This window comes from Pseudomonas sp. B5(2017) (genome assembly GCF_002112825.1).
Taxonomy (GTDB): domain Bacteria; phylum Pseudomonadota; class Gammaproteobacteria; order Pseudomonadales; family Pseudomonadaceae; genus Aquipseudomonas; species Aquipseudomonas putida_Z.
The window spans coordinates 19,399-35,027 of the sequence record NZ_NEIR01000010.1 but is presented as its reverse complement, the minus strand read 5'-3'; the positions used below and the strand labels follow the sequence as shown (position 1 = coordinate 35,027).

Genomic DNA, 15,629 nt, shown 5'->3' with positions numbered 1-15,629 from the left:
ACAGCAAGCACGCGGGTGCCTGCCTGTGATTACTGTGGCTGGGTTGAACCTCGGATGATCAGCTCGGCCTTGAAGTCGATGCGCCGGGCTGCCCCGCTGTCGCCGCGCAGGCGGCCAAGCAGGCTCTCGAATGCTGCCACGCCGATTCGCTCGGTGGGCTGGGCCAGTGCAGTGATGCCGCTGCCGACCAAGGGGTACCAGTCAAGGTCGTCGAGCGCGATCAGCCCGACGTCCGCGAACAGATTGCGCCCTGCTTCGTGCAGGGCACGGGTCACGGCCAGGGTGGCGACACCGTTGAAGGTGAAGATGGCCTGCGGGCCATGGCCGCTGCCGGCGAGGAACGAAGCCAGCTGGTCATCCAGCCCGGCGCCGATTTCCAGCACCTGCTGGCGCATCCCGGGGCGCCGGCTGATCGATGTGCCGAACGCTTGCACCCGCTCCAGGCGCGAGCTGGTGCCATCGAGGCGTTCGGTTACCGCCAGGATGTCGCGGTAGCCTTGCGCCTGCAGGTGGTCGAGGGCCTGCTCGACCGCGTCGGCATTGTCCAGGCCAACCAGGTCGACATTCAGTTCGGGCAACTGGCGGTCGACCAGCACCATGGGGATGTCGCGCTGCAGGTTGAGCAATTCGCCGGGGTGATGGCCAAGCGTGTTCACGATCAGCCCTTCGACGTTGTAGGACTGCAGGGCCACCAGGTGGTGACGCTCCTGCTCGTCGTCGCGGTTGGTGTTGCACACCACCAGGCTGTAGCCGTGCTGGCGGCAGGCAGTTTCCACGCCATGCATCACGGCCACTGAATAGGGGTTGAGGATATCGGCCACCAGCATGCCGATCAGGCGCGTCTGGCCGCGCTTCAGGCCACGGGCCATCTGGTTGGGGCGGTAACCGAGGCGCTCGATGACCTCTTCCAGGCGCTTGGCGGTGGCTTCGGCGAGCAACTGCCGGTCACCGCCGATGTAACGGGAGACGGTGGCCTTGGAAACGCCAGCGACACGCGCTACTTCGCTGATGGTGACCCGTTCGCGGGCATGGGCAGGCGCGTCGGTCATGGGCTGTCCTTATGATTGTTGTGATAGCGATGAAACCGGTTTCAATACAGCAAAATCGCACGCGTTCGTCAACATGCCGTTGGTCGGGAGTGCGATATTCATGCGTAGCAAATGCAATAAGAATACGCTTTAACTGACTGATATATATAGATATATAAACACGAGACCCTGTGGGAGCGGGTTCACCCGCGAATGCGATGTTGAATGTGCCGACGCATTCGCGGGTAAACCCGCTCCCACAGTGGATTGGGGGTGCAGACAGAGGGATGCGGTTAACGGAGGGCTTTCACGTCACTGGCGGTGACGGCATCCCCTTGGTTACCCCAACTGGTGCGAATGAAGTTCACCACCTCGGCAACCTCCTGATCACTCAGGCGCCAACCGAACGCCGGCATGGTGAAGTTCGACGGTGCCGCGTGCGTCGCCGGCACTGTGCCCCCCGCCAACACCACGTGGATCAGCGATGTGGCATCTGCCGTCTGCACCACCGGGTTGCCGGCCAGGGCCGGGAACACGCGGGTATAGCCCTGGCCATCGGTACGGTGGCAGGCCGCGCAGTTGTCGATGTACACCGCCGCCCCGGGCTTGCTGTCGTCGCCCTTCCACAGCGCATCCGCCACCTGTTTGTCGTACACGTGCGTCTGGTCGTCAGGGTTGCTCGGCGGCAGCGTCTTCAGGTAGCGGGCGATAGCGGTCAGGTCGGCGTCGCTCATGTGTTGCATGCTGTGCTCGACCACGTCGCTCATGCCACCGAACACGGCGCTGCGGTCGCTACGGCCAGTCTTGAGAAACTGCACCAGCTGCTCTTCGCTCCAGCTACCCAGGCCGTCCTTGTGGTCGCCACGCAGGTTCTTGGCAATCCAGCCTTCCAGCGGTGCACTGCCAGCCAGGAACTGCTCGCCATCCTGTGGGCTCAGTGCCTTTTCCTGCATGGTCAGCGCCCGCGGCGTATGGCACGCGCCACAGTGCCCCAGGCCCTCGACCAGGTAGGCACCGCGGTTGACCACCGGGTCGGCCGCCGCCGATGCCTGCCAGGGCTTGGCCTCTGGCGCGAACAACCCGCGCCAGACCGCCAGCGGCCAGCGCATGCTCAGCGGCCAGGGGATGTCGGTGGCCTTGTTCGGCTGCTCGACCGGCTCCACGCCCTTCATGAAGTAGGCATACAGCGCCTGCATGTCCTGCTCGCTGACGCGCGCATAGGACGGGTATGGCATGGCCGGATACAGGGTGCTGCCGTCCTTGCCGATGCCCTTGCGCACCGCCTGGTCGAAGTCTTCGAAGCTGTACTGGCCGATACCACTGGCCGCCGGGGTGATGTTGGTGGAGTAAACCGTGCCGATCGGTGTCTCCATCGGCAACCCACCGGCGAACGGCTTGCCGCCCTTGGCGGTATGGCAGGCGACGCAGTCGCCGGCGCGGGCCAGGTACTCGCCCTGGCGCACCTGCGCATCGTCATTCGGCGCAGCCTGTGCAGCCACGCTGGCACCCAGCAGGGTTGCGATCAACATTGTCTTCATGCGCATCGCTCCTCAAGCCTGGACCAGCGGGCCAGGGTTTTTCAGGTACTGCTCGCGGATGGCGCGGGCCGACCAGTAGGTCAGCGCAGCCACCAGCCCGGTCGGGTTGTAGCCCAGCCCCTGGGGGAACGCCGAAGCCCCCGGAACGAACACGTTGTGCACGTCCCAGCTTTGCAGGTAGCGGTTCAACGCACTGGTTTTCGGGTCGGTGCCCATGATCGCGCCGCCGTTCAGGTGGGTGGTCTGGTAGCTGGCGGTGTTGAAGTGGTCCTTGACCTTCTTGCCCAGCACGGCAATGGTCTTGGGGTTCATCGCCTGGGCGATCTTGCTCAGCTTGTCGACCATGAACTGGTTCATCCTGATGTCGTTTTCCTGCCAGTCGAAGGTCATGCGCAGCAGCGGCTGGCCGTAGGCGTCGCGGTAGGTCGGGTCGAGGTCCAGGTAATTGCCACGGTAGGACTGGTGGGCGCCGTGGGCGTCCATCGAAACCTGGTGGGTGTAGTAATCGGCGGTGGCCTTCTTCCAGGCGCTGCCCCAGGCCGGTGTGCCAGGCGGGGTGGCGCCGCCGGCAATCGGCCGTGTGCCGGCCTGGTTCACCCACATCGGCGAGCCACCGACGAAACCGTGCGGGCCATGATCGAAGTTGTCGGCGTTGAAGTCATCGATGGCAATGCCGTTGCCACCGGCGCCGATGAAGTTGTTGGTGTAGGTGTCCTTGTCGAAGAACGCCTTGACCGTGCCCATGTTCTGGTAGGCGAAGTTACGCCCGACCACGCCTTCGTTCTTGATGGGGTCGTACGGTTTGCCGATGCCGGACAGCAGCATCAGGCGCACGTTGTTGAACTGGAACGCCGCCAGGATCACCAGGTCCGCCGGTTGCTCCACTTCCCGCCCCTGGGCGTCGATGTAGGTCACCCCGGTGGCCTTGCGCTTGCTGTCGTCCAGGTTCACCCGCAGCACATGGGCGTTGGGCCGCAATTCGAAGTTCGGCACCTGGCGCAGCGCCGGCAGGATGTTCACGTTGGGCGAGGCCTTGGAGTACATGTAGCACACGTAGCCGCTGCAGAAACCGCAGAAGTTGCACGGCCCCATCTGCGCCCCGTACGGGTTGGTGTACGAGCCGGAGGTGTTGGCCGAGGGCAGGTTGTAGGGCTTGTAGCCCAGGCTGGCCGCCGCCTTTTCGAACAGCCTGGCCGACACCACGTTTTTCTGCGAAGGCAGCGGGAACGGGCTGGAACGGTCCGGCGCATAGGGGTTGCCGCCCTTCCCTTCGCCAACGACCTGGCCGTTGACGGTCCAGGCCTGGCCAGAGGTACCGAATACCTTTTCGGCAAAGTCGAAGTGCGGTTCCAGTTCTTCGTAGCTGACCCCGAAGTCCTGGATCGTCATGTCTTCGGGGATGAACTTGCGCCCGTAGCGTTCTTCGTAGTGGCTGCGCATGCGCAGCTCCATCGGGTCTACCCGGAAGTGCACGCCAGACCAGTGCAGGCCTGCGCCACCTACACCTTTGCCCGGCAGGAAGGCACCGAGCTGGCGATTGGGCAGTGCCACGTCGTTCATGCCATGGCGGATGGTGACGGTTTCTTTCGACACATCGACGAACAGCTTCTTGCGCACGCTGTAGGTCAGCTCGTCGATCACCTGCGGGTAGCTGCCTTCCGGGTAGGTGTCCTGCATCGGCCCCCGCTCCAGGGCCACCACCTGCAGCCCGGCCTCGGTCAGTTCCTTGGCCATGATCGCGCCGGCCCAGCCGAAGCCCACGATTACCGCGTCCACTTTCTTCATCACGGTCGCCATGTCTCAGGCCCTCTCGCCACGGATCGAAACAGCCGGGAACGGGTAAGGCTCGTTGCGCTCGACCCAATCCATGAAATCGGCGCGGGCGCCGGGGAAGCCGATCTGGGTCCAGCCGACCATGCCTTTGTTGCCGCCATGGATCGGGTCGCAGAAGAACCCTTCACGGGTGTTCTGCACCAGCAAGCTGAAGAACACCTTGGCCGGCACGGTGTCGAAAACCAGCTCTCCAGCCTCGACCTTGCTGAGAACGTGGTCTCGGGTAGCGCTATCTTGCGCAGCAAAAACTTGCCCGGAATTGGCCTTGCACCAGCCGTCCACGGCGGCGATGCCCAGGCGGTAGATCTGTTGCGGGCTGAGTTGCAGCTGGTAACCCAGTTCGGGCGCGGCGTCGGCCTTGAACGGGCCCTGCATGTACCACTGCGCGCCGGTTGCGTAGGGGGTGTTCATCTGCCGGTCGATGAACTCGGCAGCGCCGGCTTCAAGTGCACCGGGGCCAAGCTCGTCGGCCGGGATGATGCGCGAGACGGCCGCCTGCACGAAGGCCCACTCCTCTGCAGTGAAGAACGTCGGCTGGTAGTTGCCCGCTGGCGGTGTGGCCGGCACTTTGGGCTCGTGTTGCGGGGCCGCAAGCAGCTGACTGGCACCCACGCCAAGCCCCGTGCTGGCCACGGTGACCACAGGGATCAAGGTCAAGGTCTTGCGCAGAAAGTCCCTGCGCGGGTTGTCTGGGGCATGGTCAGGCATTGCGAATCCTCATCGGCTGTGTGCGGCCTTGAAAAGCGCCATCTGATTTTCAATATGGGGGGTGGTCTTGATAGGCCATCAAGAAAACAGCCGAATAATTTAGCGTGTTCAGAAATGTTTTGAAACCGGTTTCAGGCTTGATTTCAAAGGGGCCGTCCGGACTTCGCACCAGGCCTGCCTGCCTTGCTGGCTACACACGCATTCGCGGGCAAGGCCGCGCCCACAGGGCCGCGTTCACGCAGATGTCACGAATGGGGCGGCACGACCTGCCCCACTCCCCAACCTTGGGGGCACGGTGCCCAACGACAAACGCCTACCAATACCGTTGATAAGGAATTGGATCCCTTGCCCTGCAAGGGCTACAGCGCATTTTTTCCGGCTTGGCACGCCTATTGCCGATCTCCTGCCAGACGCCCCAAGTCCATGGGCCCGTTTGCAGGAGGAAATGACTCATGCACCGACCGATACCCCACCCGCTGGCAGTGGCGATTTTCGCCGGCATGCTCCAGCTCCCGGCGCAGGCTGCCTTGAACGCTGTCGATCCAGGCGCCTATGTGCCCGCCAACGGCGGCTTCCCCGCCTGGTACCAGGACAGCCACGGTCGTACCCTCGACCTGTGCCTGACCAAGGCGGTCAGCTCGCGGGTGCCTGGCGCGCCCGGCGCACCGTCGTACATGTGCACGCTGCTGCCTACCCCCGGCGTGTTCGACGATACCCAACCCATCGTCTTCCCCACCAACTTCCCTGACGAGGCGTTCTGGTTCACCGCCGACGCCGCCATCGTCGACGCCACTCGCGGCATCGACCTCAGCTACGGCACCGCGATCGAAGCGGCATTTGCCGCCGAAGAACCGGTCGACGGCGACCAGGTCAGCTTCGCCCGGGTGCGTATCCGGGTCGACGTGCCAACCGCCGGCACCTACGTGGTCACTCACCCCTACGGCGTTGAAGTGTTCGACGTACCTGCGGCCGGGCGCCGGGCGATCAACATGACCCGCGACATCGGCATTGCCGGCGCAGGTGATTTCACCGGTGCCCTGAAAGGCGATGTCGGGCCGTTCCTGCGTAGTGTCAACGGCCCCTACACCGAAGGCAGCGAGCGTTTCATCGGCGACCCGAACCTGGAAGAACGGGTGACCGGCAGCCCGTTCAACACCAACTACGTGCGCATCGAAGGCCCCGGCGGCATCGACCTGCGCACCGAGCTGTTCGCGGTTTCGGGCAAGCTTTCCGCAGTGGCCCTGCCAACCCCGCTGATGCCGCAACGCACTACCTACTCGCGGCATACCGAGAACGGCGACCTGCGCGCCCAGCAGGACATCTTCGTGATGGCGCCGCCGCCACCGGCCAGCGTCACCCTGACCAGCCAGACACCCAACCTGAACCTCACCGAGGCCAACGGTACCGGCGCCTGGTACGCCCAGTCGGTGCTCGACCCGGCCGCCGGGACGGTCCTGACGCTGACCGCCGACAACAGCGTGGCGATCCCCACCAGCAGCCTGACCACCGCCAACGTGCCGCTGACCGACCTGGTCACCATCACCCAGGCCCAGTACCGCCTGTCCACCGGCGAGCTGACCCTGGTGGCCAGCACCAGCGACGAAACCACGCCGCCAGTGCTCACCGCACATACCGGCAACGGCGCGCTGATCGGCAACCTGAGCGGAACTGGCGCCGTGAAGACGCTGAGCACCAGCCTGTCGCCGATCCCGCCGGCCAAGGTGCAGGTCACCAGTGCCAATGGCGGTAGCGACACCGAAGACGTGGTGCTGGTGCCATGAACAGACAAAGGCTCAGCCTTCAAGGAGGCAGCATGAACACTTGGTCGCGCCGTGCGCTGTTGGCCGCCGGTTTTTCTCTTACCGTTACCAGCGCCGCGTTTGCCGCGCTGTCCGATGTCGACCCGGGGCCCTACACCTTCGCCACCGGTGGCTATCCGATGTGGTACAAGGACAGCCTCGACCAGTCCCTGGAGCTGTGCCAGTCCCGTGCCACCAGTACGCGAGCCCCCGGCGCGCCAGGGGCACCCGCCTACATGTGTACCTTGTTGCCCGAGCCCGGCATCTATGACGATGCCCTGCCGCTGGTGTTCCCGGACAACTGGCCGCCAGAGATGTTCTGGTTCCTGGCTGAAACCGCCATTCCGCAGGTCGGCAACAGCGGCTACGAGCTGGAGGTCTATGTAGCCGGGGTGGAGGCAGCCTTCGCCGCTGAAAACCCGGTCGATGGTGACCAGCAGAGCTTCGCCCGCATCCGCATCCGTGCTTCGGTCCCAAGTACCGGTACCTACACTATCACCCACCCTTACGGGGTGGAGACGGTCAACGTCACCACGGCTGGGCGCCGGGCGATCAACATCACCCGGGACATAGGCATTGGCGCACCTGGCAACTTCCGGGGAGCGCTGGCGGGGGCGATCGGCCCTTGGCTGAAGGGTGTTGGCGGGCCTTACACCGCGGTCAACCCCGATACCGGCGCCATCGAAACCTACATCGGCGACCCCAATATCACCGAAGCGGTGACCGGCAGCCCCTTCAATACCAACTTCGTGCGCATTCAAGGCCCCGCTGGCACCATCCAGACCAACACCTTCACTGTTTCAGGCAAGGTACTGGACCAGCGTGCCCAGACCCCGGTCAGCCTGGAACGCGCCACCTACTCGCGCAATGCCACCGGCACCCGCACGGAAGTGTTCGCCAAGGCGCCCAGCGCAGCCAGCCTGTGCATGCGCAATGGCATCGCCCTGGTCGGCACCCCGCCTTCGCCGTGCCAGTACACCCTCACCGCCGACAACAACGGGCTGTTCTTCCACCAGCAGTTCGGCCAGGAAGCACCGCCCGCAGTGGTGGTGGTCACCGCCAGCAACAGCGCCGGCGGCACCCAGCCGACCGCGCTGTCGAGCAAGCTCACCGACGTGGTCAAGGTCAGCACCGCACGCTACGACTGGGCCAACAAGCGCCTGCTGATCGAGGCCAGTTCCAGTGATGAGGTGGCGATCCCCGACCTGCTCGCCCAGGGCTACGGTCGCCTGTCCAAGGCAGGCACGCTGCAGAGCCTGACGGTCAACGACGTACCGCAGCCACCGGCCACGATCACGGTCAAGTCGGCACGTGGCGGCAGCGATATCGAACCGGTGGTCGTGGTCGGCAACGCACCGGTCGAGGCGGCCAACCAGCCACCGCTGGCCCAGGCCGATATCGGCAGCACCAGCGTCGGTATCCCGATCACCCTCAACCTGCTACAGAACGACAGCGACCCGGACGGCAACGTACCGCTGACCATCAGCGACCTGACCCAGCCCGGTACCGGCCTTGGCGGCGTGGTGATGAACGGCACCACCTCGGTCACCTACACCCCGCCAGCCGGGGCCACGCAACCCGTGGTGGCCACCTTCAGCTACCGGGCGGTGGACGCCAAGGGCCTGAAGTCGGCACCGGCTACTGTCACCATCAACGTAGCGCCCAACCGGGCACCAACCGCCAACCCGGAAACCGTCGCCACCCTGGGCGTGCCATTGACCATCAACGTGCTGGCCAACGACACCGATCCGGAAGGCAACGTGCCGCTGACTGTCCCCGCTACCTCCCTCACCCAGCCGGCTACCGGTCGGGGCACGGTCAGCACCGACGGCACCACGGTGACCTACACCCCACCGGCCACGGTGACCACCGCCTTCACCACCACCTTCACCTACCAGGCGCGTGACTCGCTGGGGGCGCTGTCCAACCCCACTACCGTCACCGTCAACGTGTCGCCACGGCCCGCCGCCGAAACCTTCGCGGTCACGGCTGCCACGGTCACGGCACGCTCCAACAACCGTTACAACTGGGACCTCAGCGGTACCTCGTCGGTCACCACCGGCAACACCGTCACCGTGCGGGTTACCACCACTACCGGCGTGCAGACCCTTGGCACCGCCACGGTAGCGCTGACCGGCCGCTGGCGCCTGGCGGTGAGCAACAGCACCACGATCATCCCGACTGCGGCACCGACGGCGACGATCACCACCAGCCAGGGCACCACACGCACCGTCAACGTAACCGTGCAGTAAAGGCCGGAGGTTGCAATGAAACGCCTGTACCCCCTGCTGCTCGGCCTGGCCCTGGTGGGCCAGGCCTGCTGGGCCGACGACCTGCTGGACAATGCCGACCTCGCGCCCGGCAACGACCTCGGCGACCCGGTGATCATCCGCCTGCTGCCGGCCGGCGCCGGCCAGGCTGCGGTGATCGAGCAGCAAGGCGCGGGCAACCGCGCCGCCCTCGACCAGAACGGCCAGGCCCTGCTGGGCCGCATCGTCCAGGCCGGTGGCGCGCAGGAAGCGTACATCTTGCAGGAAGGTAGTGACCTGATGGCCATCATCAGCCAACAGGGAAATGGCAACAGCGCGTCGATCCGCCAGAGCGGCAGCAGCAACAGCGCGGCCATCGAGCAGATCGGCAACGACAACAGCGCCAGCATCGTGCAGTCCGGCACTGGCCTCAACAGCTCCGTGACCCAGGCCGGCAATGGCCAGCACGTTCAGATCACCCAATACCGATAGACCTGGAGGCACCCCCATGTACAAGCTCGCTCCGTTAAGTGCCGCTATCGTCCTGGCCCTTGCAGGTCAGGCCATGGCTGCTGACAGCACCTCGTCCCAGACCCAGGACGGCAAGGAAAACATCGCCGAAGTCAGCCAGTCCCTGGCGCCATTCGCCTCGGCCACCCAGACCCAGATCGGCAAGGGCAACAACCACCTGGCGGTGCAATCCGAGAGCACCAGCAATATCCAGCAGAGCGCCAACGGCCAGTACAACGCCGGCTACGCCGACCAACTGTTCGAGAACGGCAGCCAGGTCACCCAGCACGCCAGCGGCAGCTACAACGATGCCTTCGTCAGCCAGTCGCTGGGCCTGGGCAACCAGTCGCTGCAAACCCAGCAAGGCGCCGAAAACACCTCGACCGTGTGGCAGGACAGCCAGGAAGGCAGCAAGGCCACCACCTGGCAATCCGGCCAGCGCAACGAAGCCTTCATCGAGCAGACCTTTGGTGGCAGCAACAACAGCAGCATCATCAACCAGACCGGCCAGGACAACTACGCCGCCGCCGAGCACCTGAGCTACATCGATGGCGATATCCAGGTCTACCAGGATGGCAAAGGCAACTGGGCGTATGGCGACCAGCGCGACGGCACCGGCGGCACCATCGGCATAGGCCAGTACGGTGGCGGCAACTCGGTGGAAGTGTGGCAGGACAACCAGACTGCCAGCCAGGCATCGGTAACCCAGTCCGGCCAGCTGAACGAAGGCTATATCGACCAGAGCTTCGGCATGAACAACAAGGTCAGCCTGTCGCAACAGGGCACGGCCAACGCCAGCTGGTCGGACCAGTTCGAGACCAACAACTCGACCACCACCATCACCCAGACCGGTAGCAACAACCTGCATTTCACCTACCAGAACGGTGAAAACCTCAACCTGACCATCAACACCAAGGGCAATGGCAACAGCGTCACTGCCAGCAACTGGAAAGGCGCCAAGATGGGCGGCCAGTTCGGTACCAACCAGAACGCCACCATCAACCAGAACGGCAATGGCAACGGCGCCAACCTGACCCAGAACGGTGACAACCAGCTGGCCACGCTGACCCAGAAAGGCACCGGCAACCAGATGGAGACCAAGCAGGCCGACATGAACAACGAGCTGTACTTCGAACAGAACGGCACTGACAACATCCTGATCGCCGACCAGCGTGGCACCGAAAACTATGCCTACGGCAACAGCCAGGGCACCGGCAACGTCATCAACCTGGACCAGTCCGGCTACAGCAACCAGAGCTACACCAACCAGCTGTACGGTGGCGGCAACGAAGCCACCATCAAGCAGGTTGACAGTTACAACGTCGCCTACGTGACCCAGGGAGGCCAGGGCAACAAGGCGTACGTCGACCAGAGCGGTGTCACCCAGACCGCGACCATCAGCCAGCTGGGCAGCGCGAACGTGGCCACTGTGACCCAGCAATAGATCGCTCCCCCTTTGAACCGCGGTGCTCCTCTCCCTGGTGCCGCGGTTCCTTTTTATTCCTGTCAGAACTTCTTTTCTTGCCGACCTGTTCGCGGGCACGCCCGCTCCCACAGGTACTCCACCGCCGTCAAAGCCTGCGCCAACCCTGTGGGAGCGGGCATGCCCGCGAATAGGCCAAGCCTGCCAAGCGCATTACAATGGTCCCCAACCAAGCCGATACCCAATCCCATGATCCAGTCCGACCTCAACCTGTTCGGCCACCAGCCGCAACGCCTGGCCAGCCACACCGTGCTGCTGCCCGGCTTCGCCCTGGCCGAGATCGAGCCTCTGCTCGATGCCCTGCGCCCGGTGCTGCGTGCCGCGCCGTTCCGGCACATGCACACCCCGGGCGGCCTGCGCATGGCGGTAGGGTTGACCAACTGCGGCACGCTGGGTTGGGTCAGTGACGAACACGGCTACCGCTACAGCCCCTGCGACCCGCTCAGCGGCAAACCCTGGCCCGCCCTGCCCCCCGTGTTGCTCGCGCTGGCCAACCGCGCCGCGGCCATGGCCGGGTTCGACGGCTTCGTGCCGGATGCCTGCCTGGTCAACCATTACCTGCCGGGCACCCGCCTGAGCCTGCACCAGGACCGCGACGAGCAGGACTTCGGCCAACCGATCGTGTCGGTGTCGCTGGGCTTGCCGGCGGTGTTCCTGTTCGGTGGCCTGCAGCGCGCCGACAAGACCCAGCGCATCCCACTGAGCCACGGCGATGTGCTGGTCTGGGGTGGAGAGGACCGCTTGCGCTTTCACGGCGTGCTCCCGATCAAGCCCGGCGTGCATCCGCGCCTGGGTGAACGGCGGATAAACCTGACCCTGCGCAAGGCCGGTGGCTGAATCGGACCGACGGCCTGTCACCCGGCGCAAACAGGATGAACGCGCATGAAACACGTTGAACATCTTGGCCAGGCAAGCTTCAAACGATATGCCATGCCCTCTTCAGCCTGGAGCCCGCCATGCCCTGCCAGCCCTGTTCCCCGACCCCTCACAGCGGAGCCGCGCGCCCATGAAAATGCCCTGCCGCGCGCCCAATTCCTCACTGCAACTCGATTACGTACGCGACACCCTGTTCGGCCCGGTGGCACAAAGCGTGGAATGCCAGTGCCAACTCGCCGCCCTCAACCTGCAAGGCCGCCCGGGCCTGCGCCTGCACATCTGCCCGCCGCTGCCCGACAAGGTCGACCGTGCCCACAGCGTGGCCTTCGTCTGGGACGGGCGCAGCTACCACGGTGTGGTCCGCGACCAGGGCAAGTGCGGTGATGGCGGCCTCAACCTGCTGCTGGAACTGCTGTAAGACGATCAACGGCGATCAACCCGGCTGAACCCAGCGGGCGCGTCACGTCTCCATAGCAAAAGGGCCCATGTCTGCCGGAGAACGCGGAGAACGCCAATGAACAGTCCGTTGCTCAAGCTCTTCACTCACCCCGCCGACGCCTGGCTGGATATTCGCCGGGCCGAGGAAGACCACCCGCAGCAGTATCTGCCGCGCCTGCTGGCCCTGGCGTTGATCCCCGCGGTGTGCCTGTTCTTCGGCACCACCACCTTCGGCTGGAGCCTGGCGGCCGAGGAGCGGGTGCGCCTGAGCATGGCCAGCGCCGCGCAACTGGCGGGCCTGCTCTATGCCACCACGGTCGTCGGGGTGATGTTGATGGGCACGATGATCCGCTGGATGTCGCGCGGTTTCGATGCGCAGCCCAGCCTCAACCAGTGCATCGGCTTTGCCGCCTACTGCGCCACGCCATGGTTCTTTGCCGGGGTGGTTGGCCTGCTGCCGATCCGCTGGCTCGCGCTGGCTGCGCTGCTGGCAGCCTCGGCCTATGCCAGTGTGTTGCTGTATGGCGGGTTGCAGACCTTCCTGCGCCTGAAGAAGGAACAGGCCATGCTGTTCGCTACCTGCGTGTGGGGCGTGGGGTTGCTGCTGCTGGTGACCATCCTGGTGGCGATGATCCTGTTCTGGTTCAACGGCCTGATGCCGGAACATGTGCGCCCGGCCAGCCTGGGCTGACCGGGGCGCGGCAGGCGCCTCAGGCGATCGCCTTGAGTGGCGCCGGGTGGCTGTCACGCAGCGCGTGCAGCTGCCCCACCAGGTTGACCAGGTCGCGGCAACTGTTGAGGCTATGCAGGGGGACCCCGCTCAGGGTCACGCCCTCGTCGAGACTCTGGCCCTGACCCAGGCGGATGGTCAGGTTGGCGCCGTCCGTGCAGCTGACTTCGCAACGGTCGGGCAGGCAGGCCTGCTCGATCATCTGCCGCATTTCTAGCATCGAAACTCCTATCAACGACATGGTACGACCCTCTCTTTGGGATGGCCTGTTGTGTGAGTACGCCTTTGTCGGGCGAGGCGCCAATTGATATTGCGCATGCCGGAGCAGGCGTCCATGCGCCTGGGCAATGATCATGCGGGGAATCCTCTAGCACCTTAGTGGAAGATCGCCTGCGCAGTTCGAGTGTTCGAACGCGATGGCAGACTTAGCGACGAGCGGTGCCGGCAGGCCCCAGCGATGCCCACAGATGCTGCGCCGCATAGGCTCGCCACGGTCGCCAGGCCAAAGCTCGTTGCGCCAGTTGGGCGTCGTCGCCTTCGAGCAGGCGCAACGCCTTGACCAGCGCCACGTCGCCCAGCGGCAAGGCATCGGCCGCGCCGGCCTGGCGCAACGCCAGGTAGTGCGCGCTCCAGGGGCCGATCCCCTTGAGTTGGCACAGGTTGCGCAGCAGTTCATCCAGCACTTGCCCGCGGCGTAGCAGCCCGGGCTCGGCCAGCAAGGCGCTGGCCAGCGTGCCCAGGGTGGCGGCGCGCGCCCGCGGCATGCCCATACCGTCGAACTGCGCAGCCGCCAATACCGGCAGCGCCGGAAACACGTGGCTCAGGCCCGGTGCGGGCCAGCGCAAGGGCACGCCGTGGCGTTGCACCAGGCGGCCGGCCAGGGTCATGGCCCCGGCCACACTGACCTGCTGGCCCAGCACAGTGCGCATGGCCTGCTCGCAGGCGTCCCAGCCTTGTGGCACGCGCAGGCCCGGGCGCTCCTGTAGCAGGCGGGCCATCAGCGGATCGCGGGACAGTTCTGCATTGATGCGCGCGGGGTCGGCATCAAGGTCGAAGACCCGCCTCAGCCTGGCGGTCAGGCCGGGTAGCGCGTGGGCCGGGACGCCTTCAAGGCGGACCCGCAGGTACTGGCTGCCCGAAGGTGTGGCGTGCAAGACGGCGTGGCGGCCGGCAATTACCAGAGTACGGCGGTAGGTGCCGTCGAGGCAGGTCTCGATGCCGGGGATGCAGCGGGCAGCGAGGAAGGCCAGCGTCGAGGGCCAGTGGTAAGGGGCGCGGTAGCGCAGCCACAGGGTGTGGTGGCCGGGGGTGGGCAATGATCGGCGCACGGCGTGCAAGGGGGTGAGCTTGGGCATGGGGTGATCATGCCAGTAATGCCAATGGTTTCAATCCGGACGTGGCTTTTGAGTGCTGGGGGCGCTTTGCGCCCCTATCGCGACACAAGGCCGCTCCTACAGGGGGTCGTGCTTCCCTGTAGGAGCGGCCCTGTGTCGCGATAGGGCTGCAACGCAGCCCCAGCTTTTTCAGTCAAGGATCAATGCGCTGCACCGCCCCGTGCATCCTGCATCTGCCCGAACCGCCCGGCATGGAAGTCGTCGAACGACTCGGCAATTTCTGCCTGGCTGTTCATCACGAACGGGCCATAGCCCACGATCGGCTCGTCGATCGGTTCACCGCTGAGCAGCAGCAGGCTGGCACCTTCCAGCGCTTCGACGGCAACATCCTCACCGCCGCGGTCAAGCAGCACCAGGCTGGATGGGCCGGCTTCGCGCTCGCCGTTGATCCGCACATTGCCGCGCAACACCACCAGCGCCGCATTGCGCCCGGCGGCAACCGGCAGCTGCAACGTTGCACCGGCATTCAGGCGCATGTCCCAGACATCCATGGCGGTAAAGGTTCGCGCCGGCCCCGAATGCCCACGATATTCACCTGCAATCACCCGCAGGCTGCCGCCCTCGCCGTCCAGCGCCACCACCGGGATGTCCTCGGCCAGCAGCGTCTGGTAGCCAGCCGCTGCGCGCTTGTCCCGTGCCGGCAGGTTGACCCACAGCTGTACCATCTCCAGCGTACCGCCAGTGCGGGCGAAGCCTGGGGAGTGGAACTCTTCATGGATGATGCCGTTGGCAGCAGTCATCCACTGCACGTCACCGGGGCCGATCAAGCCGCCAGCGCCGGTAGAGTCGCGGTGCTCCAGTTCGCCCTGGTAAACGATGGTCACGGTCTCGAAGCCGCGGTGCGGGTGCTGGCCAACGCCGCGCCGCGCACTGGTCGGGGTGAAGTCATGAGGGCCGGCATAGTCCAGCAGCAGGAACGGGCTGATCTTGCTGGCCAGGTTGTCGTAGGTGAACAGGCTGCGCACCGGGAAACCATCACCTACCCAGTGGGCGTGGGGGCTGCGGTGAATACCCAGAATCGTTTTCATGAGAAGGCTCCTCTC

At 65.1% G+C, this 15,629-nt stretch carries 14 protein-coding genes; 7 read left to right on the top strand and 7 right to left on the bottom strand.

From position 1 onward, the window contains the following. Positions 1–29: 29 nt before the first annotated feature. The 4 genes from ptxS to CAG00_RS16165 form a co-directional block, all read right to left on the bottom strand. On the bottom strand, positions 30–1,049 hold the full coding sequence (gene ptxS, locus CAG00_RS16180) for a transcriptional regulator PtxS (protein ID WP_025339278.1): 1,020 nt from the start codon (positions 1,047–1,049) through the stop codon (positions 30–32). A 272-nt stretch (positions 1,050–1,321) separates the two neighbouring features. Continuing rightward, positions 1,322–2,566, bottom strand: coding sequence for a cytochrome c (locus CAG00_RS16175; protein ID WP_085664764.1), 1,245 nt, complete (start codon positions 2,564–2,566; stop codon positions 1,322–1,324). 12 nt (positions 2,567–2,578) lie between these two features. Beyond that, the gene (locus CAG00_RS16170; protein WP_025339280.1) at positions 2,579–4,363 is read right to left on the bottom strand and encodes a GMC family oxidoreductase; all 1,785 of its coding nucleotides are present in this window, start codon (positions 4,361–4,363) and stop codon (positions 2,579–2,581) included. A 3-nt stretch (positions 4,364–4,366) separates the two neighbouring features. Further along, positions 4,367–5,107: a gluconate 2-dehydrogenase subunit 3 family protein gene (locus CAG00_RS16165; protein ID WP_085664763.1), complete on the bottom strand. Its 741-nt coding sequence runs from the start codon at positions 5,105–5,107 to the stop codon at positions 4,367–4,369. 452 nt (positions 5,108–5,559) lie between these two features. Between CAG00_RS16165 and CAG00_RS16160 the strand changes: the two genes are divergently transcribed. From CAG00_RS16160 to CAG00_RS16130, 7 genes are all read left to right on the top strand, one after another. Beyond that, positions 5,560–6,888 (top strand): hypothetical protein, encoded by a 1,329-nt coding sequence (locus tag CAG00_RS16160; protein WP_025339290.1) that lies wholly within the window; start codon positions 5,560–5,562, stop codon positions 6,886–6,888. 32 nt (positions 6,889–6,920) lie between these two features. Next, a complete protein-coding gene (locus tag CAG00_RS16155; RefSeq protein ID WP_085664762.1) occupies positions 6,921–9,158 on the top strand; it encodes an Ig-like domain-containing protein in 2,238 nt (745 codons plus the stop codon). Between the two features lie 15 nt (positions 9,159–9,173). Next, complete coding sequence (locus tag CAG00_RS16150; protein ID WP_025339292.1) at positions 9,174–9,647, top strand: curlin; 474 nt, start codon at positions 9,174–9,176, stop codon at positions 9,645–9,647. Between the two features lie 16 nt (positions 9,648–9,663). Then, on the top strand, positions 9,664–11,109 hold the full coding sequence (locus CAG00_RS16145; protein ID WP_085664761.1) for a curlin: 1,446 nt from the start codon (positions 9,664–9,666) through the stop codon (positions 11,107–11,109). Between the two features lie 228 nt (positions 11,110–11,337). Beyond that, positions 11,338–11,985, top strand: a complete 648-nt coding sequence (gene alkB / locus CAG00_RS16140) for a DNA oxidative demethylase AlkB (RefSeq protein WP_085664760.1) — start codon at positions 11,338–11,340, stop codon at positions 11,983–11,985. Positions 11,986–12,154: 169 nt separating this feature from the next. Continuing rightward, positions 12,155–12,442, top strand: coding sequence for a hypothetical protein (locus CAG00_RS16135; RefSeq protein WP_075045331.1), 288 nt, complete (start codon positions 12,155–12,157; stop codon positions 12,440–12,442). Between the two features lie 96 nt (positions 12,443–12,538). Then, positions 12,539–13,153: a Yip1 family protein gene (locus CAG00_RS16130; RefSeq protein ID WP_085664759.1), complete on the top strand. Its 615-nt coding sequence runs from the start codon at positions 12,539–12,541 to the stop codon at positions 13,151–13,153. 19 nt (positions 13,154–13,172) lie between these two features. Here CAG00_RS16130 and CAG00_RS16125 read toward each other — a convergent pair whose 3' ends face one another. The 3 genes from CAG00_RS16125 to CAG00_RS16115 form a co-directional block, all read right to left on the bottom strand. Continuing rightward, the gene (locus CAG00_RS16125) at positions 13,173–13,433 is read right to left on the bottom strand and encodes a DUF1652 domain-containing protein (RefSeq protein ID WP_025339297.1); all 261 of its coding nucleotides are present in this window, start codon (positions 13,431–13,433) and stop codon (positions 13,173–13,175) included. Positions 13,434–13,617: 184 nt separating this feature from the next. Further along, positions 13,618–14,547: a DNA-3-methyladenine glycosylase gene (locus CAG00_RS16120; RefSeq protein WP_085664758.1), complete on the bottom strand. Its 930-nt coding sequence runs from the start codon at positions 14,545–14,547 to the stop codon at positions 13,618–13,620. 179 nt (positions 14,548–14,726) lie between these two features. Further along, positions 14,727–15,614: a pirin family protein gene (locus CAG00_RS16115; RefSeq protein ID WP_085664757.1), complete on the bottom strand. Its 888-nt coding sequence runs from the start codon at positions 15,612–15,614 to the stop codon at positions 14,727–14,729. Between the last annotated feature and the right edge of the window lie 15 nt (positions 15,615–15,629).